General features: G+C 74.0%; 18 protein-coding genes. 15 read left to right on the forward strand and 3 right to left on the reverse strand.

The genetic code is table 11. The features are described from left to right. Positions 1–6: 6 nt before the first annotated feature. The 12 genes from O7609_RS05185 to O7609_RS05240 all read left to right on the forward strand — a co-directional run bounded on the left by O7609_RS05185 (position 7) and on the right by O7609_RS05240 (position 14,981). Positions 7–1,224, forward strand: a complete 1,218-nt coding sequence (locus O7609_RS05185; RefSeq protein ID WP_269733729.1) for a glycosyltransferase family 4 protein — start codon at positions 7–9, stop codon at positions 1,222–1,224. A gap of 5 nt (positions 1,225–1,229) precedes the next feature. After that, a complete protein-coding gene (locus tag O7609_RS05190; RefSeq protein WP_269743138.1) occupies positions 1,230–1,970 on the forward strand; it encodes a class I SAM-dependent methyltransferase in 741 nt (246 codons plus the stop codon). Continuing rightward, a complete protein-coding gene (locus tag O7609_RS05195; protein ID WP_269743139.1) occupies positions 1,954–6,249 on the forward strand; it encodes an alpha-(1->3)-arabinofuranosyltransferase domain-containing protein in 4,296 nt (1,431 codons plus the stop codon). Before O7609_RS05190 ends, O7609_RS05195 begins: the two co-directional genes overlap by 17 nt. Next, on the forward strand, positions 6,249–7,568 hold the full coding sequence (locus tag O7609_RS05200) for a condensation protein (RefSeq protein ID WP_269733732.1): 1,320 nt from the start codon (positions 6,249–6,251) through the stop codon (positions 7,566–7,568). Before O7609_RS05195 ends, O7609_RS05200 begins: the two co-directional genes overlap by 1 nt. Continuing rightward, positions 7,568–8,311 carry a class I SAM-dependent methyltransferase gene (locus O7609_RS05205; protein ID WP_269733733.1) on the forward strand — a complete coding sequence of 248 codons (744 nt, stop codon included), beginning with the start codon at positions 7,568–7,570 and terminating at the stop codon, positions 8,309–8,311. The genes O7609_RS05200 and O7609_RS05205 overlap by 1 nt, the downstream gene beginning before the upstream one ends. A 2-nt stretch (positions 8,312–8,313) precedes the next feature. Then, entirely contained in the window at positions 8,314–9,426 is a 1,113-nt protein-coding gene (locus O7609_RS05210; protein WP_269733734.1) for a DMT family transporter, read from the forward strand. Next, positions 9,416–9,628 carry a Trm112 family protein gene (locus O7609_RS05215; RefSeq protein WP_269733735.1) on the forward strand — a complete coding sequence of 71 codons (213 nt, stop codon included), beginning with the start codon at positions 9,416–9,418 and terminating at the stop codon, positions 9,626–9,628. The genes O7609_RS05210 and O7609_RS05215 overlap by 11 nt, the downstream gene beginning before the upstream one ends. Continuing rightward, positions 9,625–10,413 (forward strand): FkbM family methyltransferase, encoded by a 789-nt coding sequence (locus O7609_RS05220; protein WP_269733736.1) that lies wholly within the window; start codon positions 9,625–9,627, stop codon positions 10,411–10,413. Before O7609_RS05215 ends, O7609_RS05220 begins: the two co-directional genes overlap by 4 nt. After that, positions 10,410–10,883, forward strand: coding sequence for a GNAT family N-acetyltransferase (locus tag O7609_RS05225; RefSeq protein WP_269733737.1), 474 nt, complete (start codon positions 10,410–10,412; stop codon positions 10,881–10,883). The genes O7609_RS05220 and O7609_RS05225 overlap by 4 nt, the downstream gene beginning before the upstream one ends. Positions 10,884–10,987: 104 nt before the next feature. After that, positions 10,988–11,572, forward strand: coding sequence for a Uma2 family endonuclease (locus tag O7609_RS05230; protein WP_269737020.1), 585 nt, complete (start codon positions 10,988–10,990; stop codon positions 11,570–11,572). Positions 11,573–11,611: 39 nt separating this feature from the next. Continuing rightward, complete coding sequence (gene dnaG / locus O7609_RS05235; RefSeq protein ID WP_269743140.1) at positions 11,612–13,570, forward strand: DNA primase; 1,959 nt, start codon at positions 11,612–11,614, stop codon at positions 13,568–13,570. 280 nt (positions 13,571–13,850) lie between these two features. Then, the gene (locus O7609_RS05240; protein WP_443072061.1) at positions 13,851–14,981 is read left to right on the forward strand and encodes an RNA polymerase sigma factor; all 1,131 of its coding nucleotides are present in this window, start codon (positions 13,851–13,853) and stop codon (positions 14,979–14,981) included. Between the two features lie 68 nt (positions 14,982–15,049). On the opposite strand, the gene O7609_RS05245 is transcribed toward O7609_RS05240, so the two are convergent. From O7609_RS05245 to O7609_RS05255, 3 genes are all read right to left on the reverse strand, one after another. After that, complete coding sequence (locus tag O7609_RS05245; protein ID WP_269733739.1) at positions 15,050–16,501, reverse strand: FGGY family carbohydrate kinase; 1,452 nt, start codon at positions 16,499–16,501, stop codon at positions 15,050–15,052. A gap of 185 nt (positions 16,502–16,686) precedes the next feature. Continuing rightward, positions 16,687–17,094: a rodlin gene (locus O7609_RS05250; RefSeq protein ID WP_269733740.1), complete on the reverse strand. Its 408-nt coding sequence runs from the start codon at positions 17,092–17,094 to the stop codon at positions 16,687–16,689. Between the two features lie 190 nt (positions 17,095–17,284). Further along, on the reverse strand, positions 17,285–18,115 hold the full coding sequence (locus O7609_RS05255; protein WP_269733741.1) for an SAM-dependent methyltransferase: 831 nt from the start codon (positions 18,113–18,115) through the stop codon (positions 17,285–17,287). A gap of 186 nt (positions 18,116–18,301) precedes the next feature. Here O7609_RS05255 and O7609_RS05260 point away from each other — a divergent pair, with 186 nt between their 5' ends. The 3 genes from O7609_RS05260 to O7609_RS05270 all read left to right on the forward strand — a co-directional run bounded on the left by O7609_RS05260 (position 18,302) and on the right by O7609_RS05270 (position 24,935). Then, positions 18,302–20,470: a SpoIIE family protein phosphatase gene (locus O7609_RS05260; RefSeq protein WP_269733742.1), complete on the forward strand. Its 2,169-nt coding sequence runs from the start codon at positions 18,302–18,304 to the stop codon at positions 20,468–20,470. Positions 20,471–20,597: 127 nt separating this feature from the next. Further along, positions 20,598–22,355, forward strand: a complete 1,758-nt coding sequence (locus O7609_RS05265; protein WP_443072062.1) for an ATP-binding SpoIIE family protein phosphatase — start codon at positions 20,598–20,600, stop codon at positions 22,353–22,355. 984 nt (positions 22,356–23,339) lie between these two features. Then, on the forward strand, positions 23,340–24,935 hold the full coding sequence (locus tag O7609_RS05270; RefSeq protein ID WP_269733743.1) for a M4 family metallopeptidase: 1,596 nt from the start codon (positions 23,340–23,342) through the stop codon (positions 24,933–24,935). Positions 24,936–24,998 lie beyond the last annotated feature (63 nt).

Below are 24,998 nucleotides of genomic sequence, written 5' to 3' on the forward strand. Positions count from 1 at the left end.
CGCTCCATGCCCCAGCAGGTGCCCCCGGTGGCTCCCCACGCCGCCTCCGTCCCGCAGCAGCGGCTCGCCCCGCGTGCGGTCACGACGGCTGCCACCAGCCCCGCCGACGCGGTCCCCTCCCGGTATCCCCGCCGCATCGTCTTCCTCGCCCGCCGCGACATCGGCAATCCGGCCGCCGGCGGTTCCGAGCTGCTCATCGACCGGATCGCCTCCGGACTGTCCGCCCAGGGCCACGAGGTGACGCTCGTGTGCGGCGGGCCCGCCGCGGAGCGCGACTACCGGGTCGTCTCGGCCGGCGGCGACGCCGGCCACTTCCTGCGCGCCCGGCGCACCTTCACCCGCGAGGTCGGCGAGACCGACCTGATGGTCGAGGTGTGCAACGGCATGCCGTACCTCACGCCGATGTGGTACCGCGGACCGACGCTGAACTTCGTCAACCACGTCCACACCGAGCTGTGGGGCATGCGCTACCCCGCGCCCGTCGCCCGGATCGGACGCCGGCTCGAGCACTGGGCGCTGGCGCGCACCCACCGCGACAACCTGACGGTCGCCGTCTCCGACTCCACGGCCCGGGCCCTGCGGGGCATCGGCGTCCGCGGCGACCTGATCCGCATCGTCCACAACGGCGTCGAAGAGCCCTCCGCGCCGATCACCGCGAAGTCGGCCGAGCCGCTCTTCCTGGCCATGGGCCGGCTCGTCGAGTACAAGCGGATCGACCTGCTGCTGCGGCTGTGGGAGCGGGTGCGCCCGGTCACCGGCGGCCGGCTCGTGATCGTCGGGGACGGCCCGGAGCGGTCCCGGCTCGAAGCGATGGCCGGCGAGTCGGTGACATTCGCCGGGCATGTCTCCGAGGCGGAGAAGCACCGGCTGCTGTGCTCGGCCTGGCTGCTGCTGCACCCCTCGATGGTGGAGGGCTGGGGGCTGGTGGTCATGGAGGCCGCGGCCCGCGGCACCCCCGCCATCGGCTTCGACATACCCGGGCTGCGCGACTCCATCGCCGACGGCGAGACCGGCGTCCTGGCCCGCGGCGAGAGCACCTTCGCCTCCGCCTGGTGCACCCTCGGCCTCTCGAACCCGCGCCGCGCCGCCCTGGGCGAGGCCGCCCGCGGGCGGGCCGCCGAGTTCGGCTGGGCCCGCACGGTCTCCGCCTTCCGCGAGGTGGCGGGCGAGGCGTGGACGCGCGCCGGCGCCCCGCCGGGCAGCTACACCGGGACGCCGAGGTGACCGGTGTGAGAGACCCGTCCATCCGGCGGTCGGTGACGCTGTTCCGCGCCTTCATGAACGAGCCGAAGGACCCCGGGACCTGCTACGGCCTGCTCGCCCGGGACGCGGCCGACCAGATCGAGCGGTACACGCCCCTGAATGGGGCGACCGTCATCGACGTCGGCGGCGGCAGCGGGCACTTCACCGACGAGTTCCGGCGGCGCGGCGCGCGCGGCTTCCTCTTCGAGCCCGACCCGCACGAGCTGCACGGCCGCGGGCGCCGCCCCGAGGGTGCCGCGCTGGCCGACGGCTACCTGCTGCCCGTCGCGGACGGCACGGCCGACGTCACCTTCTCCTCCAACGTGCTCGAACACGTCGACGACCCGCAGACCTTCCTCAGCGAGATGGTGCGGGTCACCCGGCCCGGCGGGCTCGTCTACGTCTCCTTCACCAACTGGTACTCGCCGTGGGGTGGCCACGAAACCGCCCCCTGGCACTACCTGGGCGCCGAGCGGGCCCGCGCCCGCTACGCCCGGCGGCACGGCCGCCCGGCCAAGCACACCCTCGGCGAGAACCTGTTCGCCGTCCACGTCGGCCCCACCCTGCGCCACGTACGGTCCCGCGACGACGTCGAGATCCTCGCCGCGCGCTCGCGCTACTGGCCGTTCCTCGTCCATGCCATCACCCGGGTCCCGGTCCTCCGCGAGATCGCCACCTGGAACCTCCTTCTCATCCTCCGGCGGTGCCCCCATGACGACGACCACTGACCGCACGCTCGAACTGAGCGCCGTCGGGCCGGACCCGACCGGGCCACCCCGCTCACGGTGGTGGCTGCTGGGCGCCTATGTGCTGGTCCTGGTGGCCTTCGTGCTGGCGGCGCCCGGCAACATGACGTTCGAGACGAAGCTGGGCGTCGTCCGCGACCCCTGGATGTTCCTCGGCGAGCTGGGCAGCCTGTGGTCCGACCGCTCCAGCTTCGGCGGCATCGCCGACCAGTACATCGGCTACCTCTTCCCCATGCTGCCGTTCCACGCGGCGCTGTCCTGGCTGCCCGTGTGGCTGGTCGAGCGGCTCTGGCTGGCCCTCGTCGTCACCACCGCCTTCTGGGGCGCGCTGCGGCTGGCCGAGCGGTTCGGGGTCGGCACCAGCGCGACCCGGCTGCTGGGCGCCGCCACCTACGCCCTGTGGCCCACGTTCACCATCATCGTCGGCTCCACCTCGGCCGGTGCGCTGCCCGGCGCCATGCTGCCGTGGGTGCTGCTGCCGCTGGTGCCCCGGGCGGACGGCACCGCACCCATCGCCCGCGTCGCCGCGGCCCGTTCGGCTTTGCTCATCCCGTTCATGGGCGGCGTCAACGCCGCCTCCACCCTCGCCGCGCTGCTGCCGGTGGGGCTGTACCTCATCACCCGCACCGGCCGGCGGCGCGTCTCGCTCCTGCTGTGGTGGACTCCCGGCGTGATCCTGGCGACGCTGTGGTGGATCATCCCGCTGCTGCTGCTGGGCGCCTACGGCGAGGACTTCATGCCGTACGTCGAGCAGGCCACCGCGACGACGTCCACGATGTCGGCGTTCGAGATGCTGCGCGGCGCCGGCAACTGGGTCGCGTACCTCAACTTCGGCGAGGCCTGGCTCCCGGCCGGCTGGATGATGGCCACGGGGCTGCTCGCCGTCGCGGGCAGTGCGCTCGCCGCCGCCGTCGGCCTGGGCGGCCTGGCGCGGCGGGACATGCCCGAGCGCCGCTGGCTCGTGCTGACCGTCGTCACCGTCACCCTGGTCATGCTGGCCGGCTACGCCGGAGCGCTCGGCGCCCCGTTCGCCGAGGGTTTCCAGGGCTGGCTGGACGGCTGGCTCAAGCCGTTCCGCAACATCTACAAGTTCCAGCCCGGCCTCGCGCTCGCACTCGCCCTCGGCCTCGCCCACCTCACCGCGGTGCTGGTGGCCCGGCGCCGCGGGGCCCGCGCCGCCGGCAAGGACCGGGTCGGCTTCCTGCGCAGCGCCCGGCTCGTCCCGGCGCTGACCGCGCTGCTCGTCCTGCCCGGCCTCGCGCTGCCGTACGTGACCGGCGCGGTGCTCCAGCCGGGCGCGTTCGAGGACCTGCCGAAACACTGGAAGAACACGGCGAACTGGCTGGAGGAGAACTCCGGCGAGACCCGCGCCCTGGTGGTCCCGGCGACCGCGCACGGCGTCTACACCTGGGGCTCGCCCATCGACCAGCCGTTGCACGTCCTGGCCGACTCCCCCTGGGCCCAGCGCGACTACGTCCCCTTCGGGCCGCCCGGTGAGCGGCGCATGCTGGACGCCGTCGAGCAGGCCCTGCTGAGCGGCGGCGCCGTCCCCGGGCTGCAGCAGTACCTGAACCGGGCCGGGCTCCACTACGTCGTCGTGCGCAACGACCTCGACCCGGACCAGATCGGCTACGTGCCGCCGCAGACCGTCAAGCGCACGCTGGAATCCTCCGGCTACGAGAAGACCAAGGGATTCGGTCCGCTGACCACCGGCGGCCGCATCCCGGCGGACACGCCGATCATGCTCCAGGGCTTCTACCCGCGGCAGCAGTCCGTGGAGATCTACGCGCCCGCCGGCGCCTCCGCGCCGAGCATCCCCGAGCAGGTGCGGGCCCAGGACGTGGCACGCACCGCGCGGGTCAGCGGCGGCCCCGAGGCGCTGCTGCCGCTGTCGGCCGACCCGGCCTTCGGGGACCGGCCGGCCGTGCTGACCGGTGACGCCCACCCCGGCGTCGACGCGCCGGACCTCCACGTGACGGCCGACGGCCTGCGCCGCGCGGACACCCGCTTCGGCCTGCTCAACAACAACACCTCGTACACCTACACGGCCGAGGAGCGGAACCACCCCGAGAGCCTCCAGGACGCGGGCGAGGAACCGAAGCAGATCCTCCCCGTCGACGGGGTGCGCCACCAGACGGTCGCCACGCTGCGCGGCGCCCGGAGCGTCACCGCGTCCAGCAGCGGAAGCTGGCTGTTCCACCTGCCGCAGTTCGACCCCGTGCACGCCTTCGACGGCGACCCGATGACGGGCTGGGCCGAGGGCAGCGCGGACGACAGCAGCGGCCAGTGGATCCGGGTCGAGTTCACCGAGGAGACCGACATCCCCGGTGAGCTGGAGCTGACCCCGCTGCCGGACGACGGGCTGCGCCCGGCCCCGACCCGGGTGGAGATCGAGACCGACCGGGGCGAGGCCGTCGAGTCCACGCTGCGGCCCGGCGCCGGGAAGCAGACCGTGGCCGCGCCCGAGGGCCCGGCGACGTGGCTGAAGCTGAGCATCCTGGACACCGAGGAGCGCCGTCCCGGCCTGACCGGGGCCGGCTTCTCCGAGATCGCGATCCCCGGCGTCCAGGTCGACCGACTGCTCTCGCTGCCCGACGACGCGCCGGAGGACAACCCGGCCCGCTCCGAGATGGTGTCGCTGCACCGCGACGCCGACCCGGGCGCGCTGCGCCCCGTCGGCGACGAGCGGGCACTGCGCCGCCACTTCTCCACCCAGGCGGCCGGTGACTACACCTTCCGGGCCACCGCGCTGCCCGTCCCGGGCACGGCCTTCGACGAGCTGCTGGACACGGTCGCTCCCGGCACGGAGAACCGGCTCACCGCCACCGCGGAGTCGACGAGCCCCACCGGGCTCTCGCTGAGCCCGCGCAACCTCGTCGACGGCGACTTCACCACCGCGTGGATCGCCGGGAACGATCCCGTCATCACGCTGACCTGGCCGGTGAAGCGGGACGTCTCCTCCGTCGTCCTGTCCGCCGCCGGCGGCGTCTCGGCCCGGCCGACCGAGGTGACGATCACCTCGCCGGACGGCGCGGTCACCACCGCCGTCGACGAGAACGGCTGGGCCCGCTTCGAGACGATGAACACCGACCAGCTGCGGATCACCGTCACCAAGACGGCCGAGCTGACGGTCGCCAACCCGGTTGCCGGGGACAACCTCCAGCTCCCGGTGGGCCTCAACGAGATCTACGTGCCCGGGCTGGACGAGTTCCGGGTCAAGGCCCCGCTGAAGGACAGCCCGTTCGCGCTGGAGTGCGGCGAGGGACCGGTCGTCACGGTGGACGGCACCACGTACCGCACCAGCGTGTCCGGCACCGTCCGCGACCTCACCGACCGCCGTCCCGTCGAGGTCACCCTCTGCGGCGCGGAGGACGGGGCGATCGCCCTGGACGCCGGTGAGCACACCGTGGAGTCGCCCGCCGACCAGGCGCTGGCGATCACCGACCTGTCCCTGGCCCGCGGCGACACCGGGGCCGGCGGCACCGACCGCCCGGTCACGACCACCGACTGGGACGGGGACGAGCGCAGCGTCGAGGTGGAGACGGGCAACGCCTCCTACCTGCGCACCCACATGGCCTTCAACGAGGGCTGGGAGGCCACGCTGGGCGGGGAGAAGCTGGAGCCCGTCCGTCTCGACGGCTGGCAGCAGGGCTTCCTCGTCCCCGAGGGCGAGGGCGGCACGGTGAAGCTGGAGTACGGACCGGCCACCACGTACACGGTGGGCCTGTTCGCCGCGGGCGCCGCGCTCCTGGGTCTGCTCGCGCTCGCCCTGGTCCGCCGGCGCGACGTCGACGAGGAGGCCGGTGCCGCTCCGGTGCCCGCCCCGGGCTGGGTGCTCGGCGCGCTGGCGCTGACCGTGGTGCTGGCCCTGGTCGCCGGACCGTACGCGCTGGTCGTCCCGGCCGTGGCGGTGCTCGCCTGGTGGCGGCCCGGGCTGCTGGTCCCGGTCGCGTTCGGCGCCATGGCGCTCGCCGCCGTGTTCGCCCTCCCGTCCGCGGACTCGGGCTTCGCCGAGGGCACCGGCGCCTACGGGCACGCCGCCCAGGCGCTGGCCCTGCTGGCCCTGGTCGCCGCCGTGGTCACGGTCCCGGCGCGCAGGGGCCCGGGCGGCCGGCACCGGGAGCACGACGGCGGGGACGCCGGGCACACCGGGTACGGGCACCCGGTGCCGGCCCAGGGCACCGTGCCGCCCGCCCAGGCCCCCGGCGGTCCCGCCCGGCCCGGCGGCCGTCCCGGCGACACGCGGGAGGGTCCGGCCTGATGCCCACCGAACGCGTCCCCTTCCCGGTCGTGGACGAGATCTCCCGGCACGGGCTCGACGAGCGCGAGCCGGAGACCGTCCACATCGAGATCCACCTGCCGGGCCGGCTCGACGAGGAACGGCTGCGCAAGGCGGTGCGGGACGCGTTCGGGCGGCACCCGCGCATCCTGATGCGCCAGGCCCCCGCCCGGTGGTGGCACCGGGGGTACTTCTGGGAGCTGACCGGGGAGCCGGAGACCGAGGCCGTCCGCTTCCCCGGCGACACCCTGGAGGACGCCCGGCGCCGGGCGCTGGACGAGGAGCCCTCGCTCAGCGCCTCGCCGCCGGTGCGGATCGAGGTGGTGGACGCGCCCGAGGGCGAGGGCTGCGTCCTGCTGGCCACGCTCCACCACGCCGCACTGGACGGTCCCGCCTGCCTGCGGGTGCTCGCCACGGCGGCGGAGCTGTACGGCGGCGCGGACAACTCCCCCGCTCCGGCCCCCGTCCGCGCCCCCCGGCCGGGCGGCGGGCCCGCCCCCGCGGAACCCGTGAGCGGCTCGGTCCTCGCCCGCCCGGCCCGGTTCGGCGCCGACCACGGCGAGGGCCGCCCCGGGCCGGGCAACGGCATGCACATCGCGGACCTGCCGCTGCCCACCCGGCCGTCCGGCTCGCCCTACACCGTCAACGACCAGCTGCTCGTGGCCACCTGTCTCACGGTCCTGCGCTGGAACCGGGAGCACGGGCTGCCCGGCCGTCCGGTGCGCGTCACCATGCCCGTCGACGACCGGCCCAGGACCGCCGACATGCCCATCGGCAACGGCACCCGGCTGGTGGAGGTGCCCTTCGGCCTGCCCGCGGACGCGGCCGACGGCGACCCGGACGCCGTCGAGGCGCTGCTCCGGGCCACCGGGACCCGGACCCGGGCACTCAAGGCCGTGCCCCGGCCGCAGCTCGGCCGCAGCGGCGCGCTGCTGACGACCCCGGTCCTGCCCATCGGCGTCCGCGCGGCCACGGCCCGCGCGCTGCGCAGGGCGGCCGGGCCCTGGGCGTCCACGACCCTGCTGTCCAACCTGGGCCGGCTCCCCTACCCGATGGACTTCGGGGACGCGGGCCGCGCCACCGCCGCCTGGTTCTCCGCCCCCGCCCGCATGCCGCGCGGGGTCTCGGTCACCACGATCTCCACCGGCGGGCGGCTGCAGCTCGCGCTGCGCTGGTCCCGGGGGCGGCTGGACGACGCCGCGGGCCGACGGCTCGGCGAGCTGTTCGCCCGTACCCTGGCGGGAACCGGGTCCGCCGACGGCCCCACGGCCCCCACGCGCCCGAACGGGCAGGAGGCATGATGAGCCCACAGACCGACACCCTCCAGGAGCTGTACGAGGACCCGGCCACCCCGGTGGCCTCGGGCGCCGACCGCTCCCGCCGCCAGGCCGCCATCCTGGCCCGCGCGCTCGGTCCCGGCCCCGGCACCGTGCTGGACGTCGGCTGCGGCGACGGCACGGCCGCCGCCGTCGCAGCCCCGCTGCTGCCCGGGAAACGGCTGATCGGCAGCGACTGGTCCCAGGACGCCCTGCGCCGGGCCAACGCCCACCTGCGGGCCGTGCGCGGCGAGCTGGGCGCGCTGCCGTTCGCCACCGGCTCGGCCGACGCCGTCCTGTTCAGCGAGGTCATCGAGCACCTGGTGGACCCGGACTCCGCGCTGGACGAGCTCCACCGGATCCTGCGGCCCGGCGGCCACCTGCTGCTGTCCACGCCCAACCTCGCGGCCTGGTACAACCGCGGGCTGCTGCTCGCCGGGGTGCAGCCGGTCTTCTCCGAGGTGTCGATGCGCGGCATCCACGGCCGCCCCGGCTCCCAGGTCGTGGGCCACCTGCGGCTCTACACCGCGCGGGCGCTGCGCTCCATGCTCCCGGCCGCCGGGTTCGAGATCGTGCGGATGACCGGCGCCCCGTACCACGACGTCCCCGCTCCCCTGCGTCCGCTGGACCGGCTCGCCTGCCGGACGCCGTCGCTCGCCTCGATCCTGCTGGTGCACGCCCGCCGCCGCGACCGGGCGGGCGGGGGCGCCGAGGGGGAGGGCGGCTGACCGTGTGGGTGGGCGTCGCGGCGGCACTGCTGGCCAACCTGCTCTTCAGCACAGGCTTCGTGGTGGAGAAGCGCGCGCTGTCCGGGCTGCCCCCACTGACCGCCGGGCGGCCCTGGCAGGTCGTGGGGCACCTCCTGCGCAGCCCCCTGTGGCTCGTCGGGGCCGCGGCGCTGGGCCTCGGCTTCTTCGCCCAGCTCGCGGTCTACCGCACCCTGCCGCTGGTGGCGGCGCAGGGGCTGTTCGTCACCGGGCTGGTGATGCTTCTGCTGCTCTCGCCCGTGTTCCTCGGCGAGAAGTCCTCGGGCCGCGAGCGGCTGGCGATGATCGCCATCCTGCTGGCCCTGGTGATGATCGTGCTGTCGCTGCGGGGCGGCGGGGACACCATCAGCCACGCGGCGCCGACCCCGCTGCTCGTCGGCATCTGCGTCCCGGCGCTCGTCACCGGGCTCGCCGTGTTCGCCACGGCCGAGCGGCGCTCCCGGCGGCGGCACCGCATGCCCACCGCGGGGGTGCCCTACGGCGTCGCCGTCGGCTTCCTCTACGGCGTCAGCTCCCTGGCCATCAAGGGCGTGGCCGGGCTGCTGGAGGGCAACGATCTCGGGGGCTGGCTGCTCGACGTCCTGCGCTCGCCGTTCCCGTACCTGCTGATGTGCACCGGCTCCGCCGGCCTGGTGCTCTCCCAGACGGCGCTGCAACGGTGCCGCGCCTCGCTGATCGTTCCGGTGTGCACCACCGTGACGTTCCTGTTCACCGTCGCCGCGGGCACGATCGCGTTCGACGAACCCCTGCCGGAGGAACCGCTCCGGCTCGCGCTGCGGCTGGGCGGCGCGCTCCTGGCCGTCACCGTGCTGCTGGCGCTGCCCCGCCACGACGACCTCCCCGACACCGCGCAGCCGCAGGCCGCGCGGCCGGACGTCCCGAGGCCCGGCACGGCGCACAACCCGCAGACCACGCACCCGCGGGCCACGCGTCCCGACGCCGGCCCCCCGTACGCCGCAGGGCTCGACCAGCCCGAGGCCGACTGGCCCCGCCCCGTCCGACCGGACGAGCCCGGCCCGTGGCCCGCGTACGTCACCTCAGACCCTCACCCGGAAGGCACCTCCCATGTCTCCTGACGACCCGCTGCTCACCATCCTGGCCTGCCCCCTCGACAAGGGCACGCTGATCCTGCTGGAGCGCGAGGAGGCCCTCTACAACCCGCGGCTGCGCCGCCGCTACCCCATCGTGGACGGGGTGCCCCAGCTGCTGCCCTCCTCGGGCGAACCCGTGAGCGAGGACGAGCACACCCGGTTCAGCGACCGGGCCGGAGCCGTATGACCGTCGCCGCGCGCCTCGGTCCGCACCTGCCGGTGCGGCTCGTCGCGGGGGCCGCGGCCCGGCTGTACCCGCGTTTCGAGCCGGAACTGCGTCGGCTCGCCGACTTCGTGCCGCGCGGCGGCACCGCCGTGGACGTCGGCGGCTGGTACGGCCCGTGGTCCCGGGCGCTGGCCCGGCGGGCCGAGCGCGTCGTCGCCCTCGAACCGGTGCCACGGCTCGCCTCCGCCCTGCGGGCCACGGCCCCGGCCAACGTCGAGGTCGTGGAGGCGGCGGCGGACGAGCGCGAGGGCACCGCGACGCTGTGGCTGCCCTCCGGCGACGGCGGCGAGCGCGGCGTCTCCTCCCTCCTGCGCCGCGAGCGGGTGCACGGGAGCGCGCTGCGGATCGGCACGGTGAGCGTCGACGGGCTGGGCCTGGAGGACGTCCGGCTCGTCAAGATCGACGTCGACGGCAGCGAGCTCGCCGTCCTGCGCGGCGCCGCCCGGACCGTCGAGCGGGACCGCCCCGCGCTCCTCGTCGAGCTGGAGACCCGCATCCAGCCGCCCGGCCCCGTGCTGGAGCTGCTCGCGGGCCACGGCTACGAGGGCTGGGTCCTGCCCGCGGCGCACTGGATTCCGCTGGCCGCCTTCGACCTCGCCGGGCACCAGGAGCAGGTCGCGCACGTCGCCGAGCACGGCCTCCTGCGCCGGAGCCTGCTGCCGCGCCGGCGGTACGTCAACTCCGTGCTCTTCCTTCCCGAAGGCCACGGCCCCGCGGTCCCGGACCGCCGTAGGGTGAGGCCATGACCGCCATGGCCATCCCCACCGCCGTCGTTCCGCTCACGGACGTCTTCACCCTGCGCTGGGAGGTGCTGCGGCCCGGGCTGCCCCGGGAGTCCGCCCCGTTCCCGGAGGACGCCGGCCCGGGCGCCTTCCACGTCGCCGCCTACGGCCCCGGGCCCGCCGGCACCGAGGTGCTGGGCTGCGCCAGCTTCTACCCCGAGCCCTTCCCCGGCCCCGACGGCCCGCCCGGCACCGCGTACCGCATCCGCGGCATGGCCAGCGCCGCCTCGGCCCGCGGCCTCGGCTACGGCACCGCCGTCCTCGCGGCGGGCACGGCGGAGGCGGCGGCGCGCGGTGCCAAGGCCCTGTGGTGCAACGGCCGCACCGAAGCCCGCGCCTTCTACGAACGGCACGGCTACCGTGTGTACGGAGAGGAGTTCGTGATCGAGGGCGTGGGTCCCCACTACGTCCTGGCCCGAGAACTGTCCGATTAACGCCTCATCCGTCTGAATGATCACGGCTTCTGGGGCCGCTGCGAACGGCACTACGTTGAGTGACGTAAGCAACCGGGTGAGCATCGGAGGAAAGCGTGACCATCATGCTTGAGCAGCCGCATGCGCCGAACGACCTCGGTGTCGACGAGTACGAGGAGCTCCTGAGGGCAGCCGAGGAGCTGGACACACCCGATGGCTTCGAGGCCGAAGTCATCGGAGGAAGGATCGTCGTGTCACCTTGGTCACGGCCGTACTTCATGCGGGCGCTTCGCTTCATGCGGCAACGGCTGGAGGAAAACGCTCCCACGGGATACCTCGCTGACGTGGCCCCCTTCCTCTTCTCCTTTCCTGGAGCGAGACGAGCCTATGGTCCGGATCTCTACGTGGCGGAGGCCACGGCATTCGACTCCGACGCCGGTCACATGGATGGCAAGTCGCTCTGCCTTGTGGCCGAAATGACCTCACCGTCCACCAGGAGCGAGGACTGGCACGACAAGCTGGCCGTGTACGGGCGGCAGGTACCCGTCTACCTCCTCCTGGACATGCAAGCGCGGGAGGCTTCCGTGTTCTCGCGCCCTTCCGAGTCCGGCTATCGCACACGCCAGACCGTGCCTTTCGGCCAGACGCTGCACCTTCCGGCGCCCTTCGACTTCGATCTCGACACCTCGGAGTTCGGCCCCGTCGACTAGCCGGACGTGCCCGTCCCCGCGGACCGTAGACTTACCGGCGTGGCGGGAAGGATCAACGACGAGGACGTGCGGGCGGTGCGGGACGCGGTCCCGATCGACTCCGTCGTCTCCGAGTACCTCCAGCTCCGCCCGGCCGGCGGGGGGAACCTGAAGGGGCTGTGTCCCTTCCACGACGAGAAGTCGCCCTCGTTCCACGTGAGCCCCGCCAAGGGGCTCTTCCACTGCTTCGGCTGCCAGGAGGGCGGGGACACCCTGGCCTTCCTGATGAAGGTCGACCACCTCACGTTCTCCGAGTCCGTCGAGCGGCTCGCGGCGCAGGCGGGCATCACGCTGCGCTACGAGGAGGGCGGCTACGGGCGGGCGAGTCAGCAGGGCGAGCGCACCCGCCTGGTGGAGGCCCACAAGGTCGCCGTCCAGTACTACGCGGAGCAGCTCGACTCCCCGGAGGCCGAGGCCGCGCGCCGGTTCCTGGGCGAGCGCGGGTTCGACCAGGCCGCCGCCCTGCACTTCGGCGTCGGCTACTCCCCCGCCGGCTGGGACCACCTCACCCGCTTCCTGCGCGGGCGCGGGTTCACCGACAAGGAGCTGGTGCTCTCCGGGCTCGCCCAGGAGGGGCGGCGCGGGCCGATCGACCGGTTCCGGGGGCGGCTGATGTGGCCCATCCGGGACGTTTCGGGCGAAGTGGTCGGCTTCGGGGCCCGCAGGCTGCGCGAGGACGACAACGGGCCCAAGTACCTCAACACCCCGGAGACGCCGGTCTACCGCAAGTCGCAGGTGCTCTACGGCATCGACCTGGCGAAGCGGGACATCGCCAAGGAGGGCCGGGCCGTCGTCGTCGAGGGCTACACCGACGTGATGGCCTGCCACCTCGCGGGCGTGACGACGGCCATCGCGACCTCCGGCACGGCGTTCGGCGAGGGGCACATCAAGATCCTGCGGCGGCTGCTCATGGACAACTCCCGCACCGAGGTGATCTTCACCTTCGACGGGGACGCCGCCGGGCGGAAGGCCGCGCTGCGGGCCTTCGAGGACGACCAGAAGTTCGCCGCGCGCACCTCCATCGCCATCAGCCCCGGCGGCATGGACCCGTGCGAACTGCGCATCGCCCAGGGCGACACGGCCGTGCGGGAGCTGATCGACAGCCGGACGCGGCTCTTCGAGTTCGCGCTGCGCTCCGTCGTCGACGAGCACGACCTGGACTCCGCCGAGGGCCGCTCGGCCGCCCTGGAGGCCGCGGCGCCCATCGTGGCGCAGCTGAAGGACCCCTCGCTCCAGCACGAGTACGCGGTCCGGCTGGCCGGGCTGCTCGGGGTGCTGGACACGCAGTTCGTGGTGCGGCGCGTCGGCCGCATCGCCCAGTGGAAGCGGGCCGGCGGCCAGGGCGGCCCCGGCGGCCAGGACACCCCCGCTGGCCACCCGGGCGCGGGCCGGCGCGGGGCGGGCGCGGGGCGCGGCGGGCCGGTGCCGCCGTCCACCCCGGCGGTGGCGGGCCGCCCGGCCGGGCGCGGGCCCGCGCTCCATCTGCGCAACCCCGCGCAGCTGGTGGAACGGGAGCTGCTCAAGCTCGCGTTGCAGCATCCGCACCTGGTGGCGCCCGCGTTCGACGCCTACGGGGCCGACGAGTTCACCGCCGAGCCGTACGCCGTCCTGCGCGGCCTCATCGAGACGGCGGGCGGCACCGAGGCGGCCGACGACGGTTATCTGGACCGGGTGCGGGAGGCCGCACCCGACGACACCGTGCGCAAGCTGATCAACGAGCTGACGGTGGAGCCGCCGCGGAACCCGGGCAACGGGGCGCCGGACGAGGCCTACGCGGGCGAGCAATTGGTGGCGGTGCGGCTGGCGGCCGTCCGCGCCCGGGTGGCGGAGCTGGAGGGCGGGGCCCGGCGGCTGGACGCGCAGGGCCGCGCCGAGGAGTCGGCGGCGGTCTGGCAGGAGCTGTGGGTGCTGGAGCAGTACGCGACGGCACTGCGCGCCAAGGGCGCGGCGGCGCTCTAGCTTGATCTTCGACCGGTGCGGCGACGTCGCCCCGCTGTAGTCCTACTGCCGCGTCGCGTAGCGAAAAGCAGAAAAACTGTGCGCAGACCTCTACTGAGCGCAGTGTGTCGTACTCCACACTGTTGACGGTGTCTCAACCCGTTGTCGAGCGCGACGCACGCCGCGGACCGGTCGCGCTCTCTTCCCCGGGGACGGACGGCGGCGTTCGGGCCACCGTTGCCGTCCTCGTCTCGCACGCCGTTCCCGCAACTGGCAGCGATCACTCCTGGAGGTCGCCCTCGTGCAGACCCAGACCCTGACCGGCTCGGCGCGCCCGGCGGCGGCCGCCCGCGCCGTGTCCCCCGGCCGTCCCGCGACGCCGCCCGCGCACCCCGAGCACGTCCCCGGGCCGGGCACCCGGCCGCCGCTGGGGCTGGTGGAGCCGGTCCCCGCGGAGAGCCCCGGCCCGCCCCCGGTGCTCGTCCCGCAGGCCCCGTACGCCGCGTCCGGGACGCCGGGCAGTCCGTCGGCGGACCTCTTCCGGCAGTACCTGCGCGAGATCGGGCGCATCCCGCTGCTCAGCGCCGCCGAGGAGGTGGAGCTGGCCCGGCGCGTGGAGGCGGGGCTGTTCGCCGAGGAGAAGCTGGCCGACGCCGCCGCCCTGGACACCGAACTGGCCCTCGACCTGGACCGGCTCGTCGTCCAGGGGCGCCTGGCCAAGCGCCGGTTGATCGAGGCGAACCTGCGGCTGGTCGTCTCCGTCGCCAAGCGCTACGTCGGCCGGGGGCTGACCATGCTGGACCTGGTGCAGGAGGGCAATCTCGGGCTGATCCGCGCGGTCGAGAAGTTCGACTACGCGCGTGGATTCAAGTTCTCGACCTACGCGACGTGGTGGATACGCCAGGCGATGTCCCGGGCCCTGGCCGACCAGGCCAGGACGATACGGGTGCCCGTGCACGTCGTGGAGCTCATCAACCGCGTGGTGCGGGCCCAGCGCACGATCCTGCAGGAGCGGGGCTACGAACCAGCGCCCCAGGAGGTCGCCGCCCTGCTCGGGCTGACCGAGGAGCGGGTGAGCGAGGTGCTGCGGCTCGCGCAGGACCCCATCTCCCTGCACGCGCCGGTCGGTGAGGAGGAGGACGTCCACCTCGGCGACCTCATCGAGGACGGCGACGCCCCCTCCCCGGTGGAGTCGGCCGCGTTCCTGCTGCTGCGCCAGCATCTGGAGGCGGTGCTCTCCACCCTGGGCGAGCGCGAGCGCAGGGTCGTGCAGCTCCGGTACGGGCTGGTCGACGGGCGGCCCCGCACGCTGGAGGAGATCGGCCGGCTGTTCGGCGTCACCCGTGAGCGCATCCGGCAGATCGAGTCGAAGACGCTCGGGAAGCTGCGCGACCACACCTACGCCGAGCAGCTGCGCGGCTATCTGGACTGACGTGCCGGCCGCCCGGTGCCGGGCCGGTCGGCGGGGCGTGCGGCCCGGCGGGGCCGCACGCCCGGCGGTCAGGCGGGGAAGGCGCCGGGGTGGGTCTCGTCCCGCACGGCGCCGTACTGCTGCCGCACGGCCTGGCCGACGGGCAGTTCGTCGCCGGGGTCGCAGAGGGTGGCGACGGGCGCGGGCCACTGCGGCGGTGCGGACGGCGTGGTGTGGCCGTTCGCGACGGCGAGGGCCCAGGCGGCCTGCCGGGCGGCGCCGAGGGTCGTGTAGTCGGCGGGCTCGGGGACGACGACCTGGGCGCCGAAGAGCGCGGGGGCGATGGTCTGCACGGCGGACAGTTCGGCTGCCTGGCCGAGCAGGAAGACGCGGTGGACGGCCACTCCGCGCCGGCGCAGGACGTCCAGGGCGTCGGCGAGGCCGCAGAGCATGCCCTCGAAGGCGGCCCTGGCCAGGTGCTCGGGCTTCATCGACTCCCGGCGTAGGCCCGCCAACGTGCCTGCGGTGTGCGGGAGTTCGGGGGTGCGCTCGCCCTCCAGGTACGGGAGCAGGACGAGGCCGTAGGAGCCGGGGGACGACTTCAGGGCGAGCGCCGCGAGGCCCTCCAGGTCGCAGCCGAGCAGTTCGGCGGTGCCGCGCAGCACCCGCACGGCGTTGACGGTGCGCACGACGGGCAGGTGCATGCCCGTGGCGTCGGCGTAGGAGGTGATGGTGCCGCTGCCGTCGGCCAGGGGTTCGTGGTGGATGGCCGAGACGGAGCCGGAGGCGCCGAGTGAGACGACGGCGTCCCCGAGACCGAGGCCGAGCCCGAAGGCCGCGGCCATGGTCTCCCCGGTGCCGGCGGAGATCAGCAGGCCCTCAGGCGTCTGCCCCGCGGCGTCGGCGGGCCCGAGCACCTCGGGCAGGGCCACGTGGCGGCCGAGCGCCAGCTCGGCGAGGTCGGGCCGCCACGCGCCGGTGGCGGCGGACCAGTAGCCGGTGCCGGAGGCGTCGCCCCGGTCGGTGGTGCGACGGGCGGGGCGGCCGAGGAGCTGCCAGGTGAGCCAGTCGTGCGGCTGGAGGACGGCGGCGGTGCGGGCCGCGGCCTCGGGCTCGGTGCGAGCCAGCCGGCGCAGCTTGGTGACCGGGGTGCCGGACTGGGGGACGAGGCCGACCGCCTGCGCCCAGGCGGCCCGGCCGCCGAGGCCGTCGACCAGGTCGGCGGCCACCGTCTGGGCGGCGGGGTCGTTGCCGACGAGGGCTGGGCGTACGGCGTTGCCGGCCTCGTCGAGGAAGACGGCCCCGTGCTGCTGGGCGGAGACCCCGATGGCCTGGACGCCCTCCAGCAGGCCGCCGCCCGCCGCCTCACCCAGGGACAGCAGCCAGGACTGCGGGTCGATCTCGGTGCGGCGCCCGCCGTCCTGCGGGGGCGGGGCGGGATGCGGGGCGTACCCCTGTCGGATGACGGCACCGGTGTCGGCGTCGCAGACGATGATGCGGGTGTACTCGGACGAACTGTCCAGACCGGCTGCTATCCCCATGGGCACGATGATGCCGTATGGACGGGGGGACACGACCGAGCCCCCGCCCGTTCCCCGAAGGGGACGGGCGGGGGCTGACGGAGGAGAGTCGCGGAGCACCGGTCAGAAGGAGGTAGACCCCGGCCTCCGCTGGTCCTGCGGCTCCGGGTGGCCGGACCTCGTCCGGCCACCCGGCGTCCGGGACCTCAGCCCTCGGCGGCCAGAGAGGCGTTCTCCGACAGCAGGGACAGGTCCGACAGGATGTGCGACAGCGGGTCGTCGCCGTCGACCTGCGTGGAGTTCTCGGTGCAGGTCTGGTAGTTCTTGCTGGTCAGGATGTCCTCGACGTTGACACCGACGAGGCCGATGCCCTTGAGGGCGTCGACGTCCGGAACGGCGACGCACGGCTTGTTGAGGGAGCCGTTGACCAGGCTCATGTTCGGGCTCATGTAGCCGCCCGTGGTGGTGTTGCCGTAGACCTGCTTCGAGCCGTTGCCGCTGGCGGTCTCGTGGCCCCAGTCGTCCCCGGTCGCGAGGGCGGGGGACGCGGCGACACCGGTAACGCCGACGACGGAAGCCGCCACAGCAGCCGTAGCGAGCACCTTCTTGATCACGAGTTTTCCTTCCGAATCTGGAATGCCCCGCTGCCGGAGCAAACTGGTCAACTCGCGATCTGGGCAGAAGTTCTCTTGCTTCACTCGACCAGAGGATTGATCCGATGCTCGGATTAATCCTCCCCGGTCAGGCGCGTCGCAGGTGGAAACGTTTCTGTGCCCGAATTCCCCTTGCACGCGCCCAAACGTGTCAGGGCTTGCGGCCTACTCCGCCGTAGGAGTCCACGGCCACCGTCGTGCCGATCCGGGCCGGGTCCGGGCGCCACATCGGGCAGGAGACGACCCCCGGCTCGACGAGCTCGAAGCCGGCGAAGAACTCGGCGATCTCCTCCGGACTGCGCAGCTGGTACCGCACCTGGCCGCCCTCGTTGTGCTGGGCCTGGGCGGCGTTCAGCGTCTCGTCCGTGTTCGTGCCGTCGCAGATCACCAGGTAGCTGCCCGACGGCAGCGCCGCCACCAGTTCGGCGACGATGCCGCGCGCCTCGTCGCCGTCGATGACGTGGCCGAGGATGCCGCTGAGGATCAGCGCGACCGGCTGGTCGAAGTCGAGCGTCTCGCGGGCCTGGGCCAGGATGGCGGCGGGCTCGCGGAGGTCGGCGTCCAGATAGGCCGTCGCGCCCTCGGGGGTGCTGGTGAGCAGCGCACGGGCGTGGGCCAGCACGAGCGGGTCGTTGTCGACGTAGACGATGCGCGACTCCGGGGCCACAAGCTGGGCGATCTCGTGGGTGTTGTCCACGGTCGGCAGGCCCGTGCCGATGTCCAGGAACTGGCGGACGCCCGCCTCGTCGGCCAGGTGGCGGATGGCCCGGGAGAGGAACGAACGGAAGGCGCGTGCGTTGGCCGCGATGGCCGGGAAGGCCGCGGCGAACTGGTCCGCGGCGATCCGGTCGGTCTCGTAGTTGTCCTTGCCGCCGAGCCAGTAGTTCCACATCCGCGCCGAGTGCGGGACGCTGCTGTCGATGACCGGTGCCGGCTCCGCACCGGACGACTCGCCTGCGGCTATGGGTCCGCCGTCTGCCACGTTCCACTCCTGTACGCCCTGGCCAACGCCACGTGTGATCAACGGGCCCCAACGTACCGTCCCGCCCCGCGCCCGGCCAGCGGTGAGACCGCTCCCGCCGGGACGATCGCCCCCGGAACGCCGTGCGGATGGCCCCGATGTGGCGGATCATGGGGGCGCAGGCCGAAGGCGGGGTCAGGACGTGACATGGCACAAGCCCTGAGCGGAAAGTTCGCGGACGCGCTCGTGCGCCTGCTGGCCTGCCCCGACCCGGACCACCTGCTCGCGGAGGCGGCCATCGCGGTCGCCCCCGACCGGCGTCATGCCGCCGGGGTGCTGCACTGGCTGGACCAGGCGGGTTCCCTGACGCTCGTCGCGGCGGCGGGGCTGCCCGACGCCTACCTCGACGCCTACCGGGTCGTGCCCGTGGACTCCTGGATCCCGTGCGCACGCGCCGTCCGGGAGAACCGTCCGATCTACACGACCGTCGCCGACTACCCGCTCCCGGACGTGTACCCCGCCGACCTCGGGCTCCAGCCCATGGGGGCCGACGCCGAGTTCGTCTCCGTCCCGCTGCTGCTGGACAGCGTCTGCCTGGGCGCCCTGAGCCTGCGGGTGCCCACGGGCAGCGCGCTCGACTCGGCGAACGAGCATCGGCTCATGGCCCTGGCCACCGCCTGCTCACACCGCTGGGACCGCATGCGCCGCGGCAGCGGCGGCCTCGGCGCCGACACCACCGGGGAACACCGCCTCCCTCCCCCGGCGCTCGCCGCCGGCCAGCAGCGCACCACGATGCTGGAGAAGGCGCTGTCCAACGCCGGTCTCGGCATGTTCGACTGGGACTTCCCCTCCGGCCGCGTCGTCTGGGACGAGCGCAGCTGCCGTCTCTTCGGGGTGCGGCCCGAGGAGTTCGACGGCCGGATCGAGACCTTCGACGCCCTGGTCCACCCCGACGACCGGACCCAGGTCGAGGCCGCCGTCGAGGAGAGCCACGAGACCGGGCGGTACGAGGTCACATACCGGGTCACCCGCCCGGACGGCGCCGTCCGGTGGATCCACGCCGAAAGCCGCCTCGTCTACGACAGCGAGGGCAGGCCGCTGCGGATGACCGGCATCGCGCAGGACCGCACGGAGGAGCACGAGCGGGCCGCGGCCCGCCGGGCGCGCAGCGAGTTCATCCTCGCCCTCACCCGCTCGCTGGCCGCCGCGCTGTCCACCGAGGACGTGGTGTCGGCCGTGGCGGCGACGACGCTGCGGGAACTCGGCGGCGCCACGATGGCCGTCTTCCTGCGGCGGGAGAACGGCGTGATGCGGCTGGCCGGCTCCCGCGGCTACGACCGCGAGCAGGAGGAGCGGCTGCGCTCCCTCGGTGAGGTGATGAGCGGCCATCCGCTCTACGACGAGGTCTGGGAGGGCAACCCGCTCTTCCTCGAGTCCCAGCGGGAGTACCGCGAGCGCTTCCCCGACGCGGCGCTGGCCTCGCCCCGGGGCGGGGCCACCCACGCGTGGGCGATCCTGCCGCTGATCTCGGCCCAGGGGCTCGTCGGGACGTGCGTCTTCGGCTACAACCGCCCCCGCGCCTTCTCCCCGGACGACCGGACGGTCTACACCGCGGCGGCCGGCATCATGGCCCAGGCGCTGACCCGAGCCCGGCTCTACGACGCCCGCCGGGAGGACCTCACCGAACTGCAGGAGCTGATGCTCCCGGGCGCGCTGCCCGAGCTGCCGGGGCTGGAGGTGGCGGTGCGCTACCGGCCGGGCGACGAGGGGCTGGACGTCGGGGGCGACTGGTACGACGTCCTGCGCCTGCCCGAGGGCCGCGCGGCCCTCATCATCGGCGACGTCCAGGGCCACAGCGCCAGGGCCGCCGCGGTGATGGGCCAGATGCGCACGGCCATGCGCACCCGCGCGACGGAGAACCACGCCCCCTCCGAGCTGATGGCGGGGGCGAACCGCACCCTGTGCGAGCTGGACACCGACTTGTTCGCGACCTGCGCCATCGCGGAGGTGGACCCGGCGGCGGGGCGGCTGCGGCTGGTGCGGGCCGGTCATCCCCACCCCATGGTCGTCCGGGCGGACGGCACCGTGCGGGAGGTCGAGGTGCGGGGCGGCATGCCGCTCGGCTGCTTCCCCGACGACGAGTACCCCGTGGCCGAGACGGAGCTGGCCCCGGGGGACGCCCTGCTGCTCTACACCGACGGACTGGTCGAGGTGCCCGGCATCGACTACACGGCCGGCGTGCGACGCCTGGCCGAACGGCTGTCCCGCCACCACCGCGGCCCGCTGGAGGAACTGGCCGACCGCCTGGTCGCCCCCGCCGTCGCCCGCTCCCCCAAGGACGACATCGCGGTGGTGCTCCTGCGGCTGGGCGGCTGAGCAGATCCCCCGCACTTCCGGAGGCCGTTCCGGCCGTCGCGGGGCAGAATTGGGTAGCGCCGTGTTGCGGACAGCGGATGATCGCCTCGGAGGTGGTGCGGTGGCGCACGAGGGCAGGCCAGCGGCATTGCGGAGGTTCTCCGCGACGGCGCGTGGCGCCGCGGAGGCCCTGCGGCGCCGGCGTGCCGCCCTGAGCACGACGCCGTCCTCCCGCGACCGCCTGGCCTGGCTGAACGCGGCCGGCACCAGGATCGGGACGACGCTGGACCTGGAGCGCACCTGTCAGGAGCTGGCCGACTACTGCGTGCCGGAGCTGGCCGACGGCGCCGCCGTGGACCTGCTGGACGCCGTCCTGCGCGGTGAGGACCCCACGCCGGCGCCCGACGGGGAACTGCCCGTCCTGCGCGCCATCGCCATAGCGGAGGTCTCCGGTCTCGGCCAGCTGGAGCCGGACCCGGTGGGCGACATCTCCGTGAACCGCCCCGGCGGGCTCCTGGAGGACTGCGTGATCACCCGGGAGCCCCTGCTCGTCAGCCGCATCGCCCCGCACCAGTTCGAGCTGATCGCCCCCACCCGCAGCGCGGCCCGTGCCATGCGGCGCGCGGGCGTGCACAGCTATCTCGCGGTTCCGCTGGTGGCCCGTGGCGTGCTCCTCGGCATCGCGGACTACATCCGGGTGGGCAGTCGTCCGGGCTTCACCCGGACGGACATGGCCCTGGCGGTGGAGCTGGCCGCGAAGGTCGCCGTGGCCGTGGACAACGCCCGGCTCTACGGCCGCGAGCGGCAGGCCGTGGTCTCGCTCCAGCGCAGCCTGCTCCCGCGCGCCACCCCGGAGACGCCGGGGCTGCTGGTGGACACCTGCTACGCGCCGGCGAGCGAGCCGCACGGAGTCGGGGGCGACTGGTTCGACGTCATCGGCCTGCCCGGGGGGCGCACGGCCCTGGTGGTCGGGGACGTGATGAGCCACGGCCTGGCCGCGGCGGCCACGATGGGCCGGCTGCGGGCCGTGTCCCGCACCCTGATGAACCTGGACATCGAGCCCGGGCGGATGCTGGCCCGGCTGGACCTGGCCGCCCGCGACCTGGAGGAGGACCAGGTCGCGACCTGCCTGGTCGCCGTCTACGACCCGGTGGAACGCAGCTACACGATGGCCGCCGCGGGGCAGGTGCCGCCGCTGATGGTGGAGGCGGGCGGGCACACCCGCTATCTGGATCTCCCGGTGGGTGCCCCCCTGGGGTCCGGGGTGATCCCCTACGACTCGGTGACGGTGCGCGTCGAGGACGGGGACCGCCTGATCCTGTACACCGACGGGCTGGTCAAGACCCGCCAGGACGACCTGGACGAGTGCTTCGACCTGCTGCGGAAGACGGCCGGGGACCTGCTCGCGGCCCGTGAGCTCGTCGCCGACCAGCTCGTGCGGGCGGCCCCGACCGGTACGCAGCGGTTCGACGAGGCCGTCACCGTCATCTCCGCCTCCCGGCACGACGGGGCCGGCGTCCTGCTGCGGCAGTGGGAGCTGCCCGGTGACGGCTCGGCGGCGTCCACGGCCCGTCGGCTGGTGCGGGAAGAGCTGGCCCGCTGGCAGCTGGAGGACCTGGTCGACACGGTGGAGCTGGTGGTCAGCGAGCTGGTCGGCAACGCCTTGCGGTACGGGGAGGGCCCCGGCACGATGCGACTGCTGCGGACGAGCCGGCTCGCCGTGGAGATCTCCGACACCGGGCCCGATCTGCCCCAGATCCAGCACGTCTCGTGGAGCGACGAGGGCGGGCGCGGCCTCCAGCTCGTCAACCTGCTCTCGCGGCGGTGGGGTTCGTGCCGCACCGCCGGCACGGGCAAGGTGGTCTGGGCCGAGTTGGACGTGCCCCTGCCCCCGGGCGTGGACTGACGCGGGGACGGAACCGGGACACGCGCACGGAAAAGGGTCCGAGGCGAGAACGCCCCGGACCCACACGCATCAGCAGTCCTCGGTAGCCCGCCCTGACGCCATCCGCCCCAGTCGTCGCCGGGGTTCCGACGCCCACGGACTGCCGAGGGCCTAGCCGGAGCCTGCCAAGGGTCTCCTGCCGACGGACGTCTCCGCTGACGGTGCTGGCTCTCCGACCATCCGGCTTATCCACCAATGTGCACCTTTTTCCCCCGCGCGTCAACCCCTCCTCCCCGCTGGGCGCATACGCGACGCGGGCCGCCGGGTCAGTACCGGTGCGCGCCGAACGCGGCCGTCCACCGCCCGGCACGCGCCGCACTCGTCAACGCCTTCGCGTCCGGCGGCACCAACGCGTACCTCGTGGCCCGCTCCCCAGCGCGTCCGCCGGGGCGCCGCCCGCACGCACTCCACCAAACCGGCCCCGTCCGCCGATGCCTCCGCCACCGTGCCCGGTGGCCGGAACGCGCCCCGCCGGCGCCGTCCCGAACGCCGCGCCGTCCACGACACCCCGACGAGCCGGCGCGTCTGAGCCGTCCGGGGCGGAGCCTCCGCACACCCGCCCCGGACTCCCGGGCCACCTCACCCACCGTCCCCGGGGCCCCTGTTCGACCCACCGGCCGAGGCCGCACGGCGCCCCGACGAGTCGTCACTTTTGCAACCCGTCACCCCCTCCTTCCCGACTGGCTCTGATTTCCCATGAGTTGCCCTGCTTAGCCCGACCTATTGCACCGAATATCGGACGCTTTCCTTCACTGAACGGTCAAATCCTCGAGTCAACGCGCGTCAATTCGCGCTTTCCCGATGACATGAACACGACTGCGTGGCAGTGTTCCCCCGCGCCCCGGACCACAGTTCGAGGGGCGCGGCTCACAACCCGTTCTGCCTGGAACCGGCGGCTCCCCCGGCCGCCTGCTTTCCGGCCCCCACGCAGGAGGAGAACACCGGGTGACATTCACCAACAGGAAGCACCGGATATCCGCTCTGGCCGTCACCGCGGCCTTCGTCGCCGCCGGACTGACCGCGGGAACGGCGGGCGCCGAGCCCGGCGACACCAACGGGTTGAACAAGGGCGCGATGCCCGCCTCCCTGTCGGCCTCCGCCTACACGGACCTGGTCCGCGCCGCGGACTCCCCGGCCGCCAAGGCGAAGACCGCCCAGGAGATCGGCCTCGGCGCGCAGGAGGGGCTCGAGGTCAAGAGCGTCGTGAAGAACCGCGACGGCTCCACCCACACCCGCTACGCCCGCACCTACGACGGCCTGCCCGTCCTGGGCGGCGACCTCATCGTGCACCGCGACGCCGACGGCGAGAAGAAGGGCGTGACCAAGGCCGTCTCGGCCCGCGTCACGGTGCCCTCCACCCGCGCGGCCGAGGAACACAGGCCCGCCACCCCGCAGGCCGAGGGCAGCGTCGCCCCGCGCAAGGTCGTCTGGGCCACCGACAAGAAGGCCGTCCTCGCCTGGGAGACCGTCGTCGGCGGCCTGCAGGACGACGGCGCCCCCAGCGAGCTGCACGTCATCACCGACGCCCGCAATGGCAAGACGCTCGCCGAGTGGCAGGGCGTGCACAAGAGCACCGGCAGCGGCGACAGCATGTACGTCGGTGAGGTCCCCGTCGACACCGACGGCACGTCCGGCTCCTACACCATGACCGACACCGTCCGCGGCGGCCACCAGACCCAGGACGCGGACAACGGCAACCAGGTCTTCACCGACGCCGACAACCTCTGGGGCGACGGCACCCCGCAACACCCCCAGACCGCCGCCGTGGACGCCCACTACGGCGCCGCGCTCACGTGGGACTACTTCAAGCTGGTCCACGGCCGGGACGGCATCCGTGGCGACGGCGTCGGCGCCTCCAGCCGCGTCCACTACGGCGACGCCTACGTCAACGCCTTCTGGCAGGACTCCTGCTTCTGCATGACCTACGGCGACGGCGAGAACAACGAGAAGCCGCTCACCTCGCTGGACGTCGCCGCCCACGAGATGACCCACGGCGTCACCTCGCACACGGCGGGCCTGATCTACCGCGGCGAGTCCGGCGGCATCAACGAGGCCACGTCCGACATCTTCGCCGCCGCGGTCGAGTTCTACGCCGCCAACCCGGCCGACCCCGCCGACTACCTGGTCGGCGAGAAGATCGACATCCGCGGCAACGGCACGCCCCTGCGCTACATGGACCAGCCCAGCAAGGACGGCAACTCGCTGGACTACTGGAGCCGCGACGCCCGGCGCGTGGACGTCCACTACTCCTCCGGCATCGGCAACCACTTCTTCTACCTGCTCGCCGAGGGCAGCGGGCAGAAGACCGTCAACGGGGTGACCTACGACAGCCCCACCTACGACGGCTCGACGGTGACCGGCATCGGCGTCGACAAGGCCGCCACCATCTGGTTCAAGGCCCTGACCGAGCAGATGACGTCCCGCACGGACTACGCGGACGCCCGCGACGCCACCGTGACCGCCGCCACCCAGCTCTACGGCGCCGGCAGCACCGAGGTGGCCGCCGTCGAGGCCGCCTGGACCGCCGTCAACGTGAAGTGACGCCGTAGCACCCCTGGCGGGCCGGGCCCTCGGGCCCGGCCCGTCCTGTCTCCCGGCCCCGAC

The organism is Streptomyces sp. WMMC1477, from assembly GCF_027460245.1.
GTDB lineage: Bacteria > Actinomycetota > Actinomycetes > Streptomycetales > Streptomycetaceae > Streptomyces.

What these genes read in the sequence shown, in the direction of transcription:
- O7609_RS05185 (WP_269733729.1), top strand. Translation starts at nt 7, where the DNA reads ATGCCCCAGCAGGTGCCCCCGGTGGCTCCCCACGCCGCCTCCGTCCCG.
- O7609_RS05195 (WP_269743139.1), top strand. Translation starts at nt 1,954, where the DNA reads ATGACGACGACCACTGACCGCACGCTCGAACTGAGCGCCGTCGGGCCG.
- O7609_RS05200 (WP_269733732.1), top strand. Translation starts at nt 6,249, where the DNA reads ATGCCCACCGAACGCGTCCCCTTCCCGGTCGTGGACGAGATCTCCCGG.
- O7609_RS05205 (WP_269733733.1), top strand. Translation starts at nt 7,568, where the DNA reads ATGAGCCCACAGACCGACACCCTCCAGGAGCTGTACGAGGACCCGGCC.
- O7609_RS05215 (WP_269733735.1), top strand. Translation starts at nt 9,416, where the DNA reads ATGTCTCCTGACGACCCGCTGCTCACCATCCTGGCCTGCCCCCTCGAC.
- O7609_RS05220 (WP_269733736.1), top strand. Translation starts at nt 9,625, where the DNA reads ATGACCGTCGCCGCGCGCCTCGGTCCGCACCTGCCGGTGCGGCTCGTC.
- O7609_RS05225 (WP_269733737.1), top strand. Translation starts at nt 10,410, where the DNA reads ATGACCGCCATGGCCATCCCCACCGCCGTCGTTCCGCTCACGGACGTC.
- O7609_RS05230 (WP_269737020.1), top strand. Translation starts at nt 10,988, where the DNA reads ATGCTTGAGCAGCCGCATGCGCCGAACGACCTCGGTGTCGACGAGTAC.
- O7609_RS05245 (WP_269733739.1), bottom strand. Translation starts at nt 16,501, where the DNA reads ATGGGGATAGCAGCCGGTCTGGACAGTTCGTCCGAGTACACCCGCATC.
- O7609_RS05260 (WP_269733742.1), top strand. Translation starts at nt 18,302, where the DNA reads ATGGCACAAGCCCTGAGCGGAAAGTTCGCGGACGCGCTCGTGCGCCTG.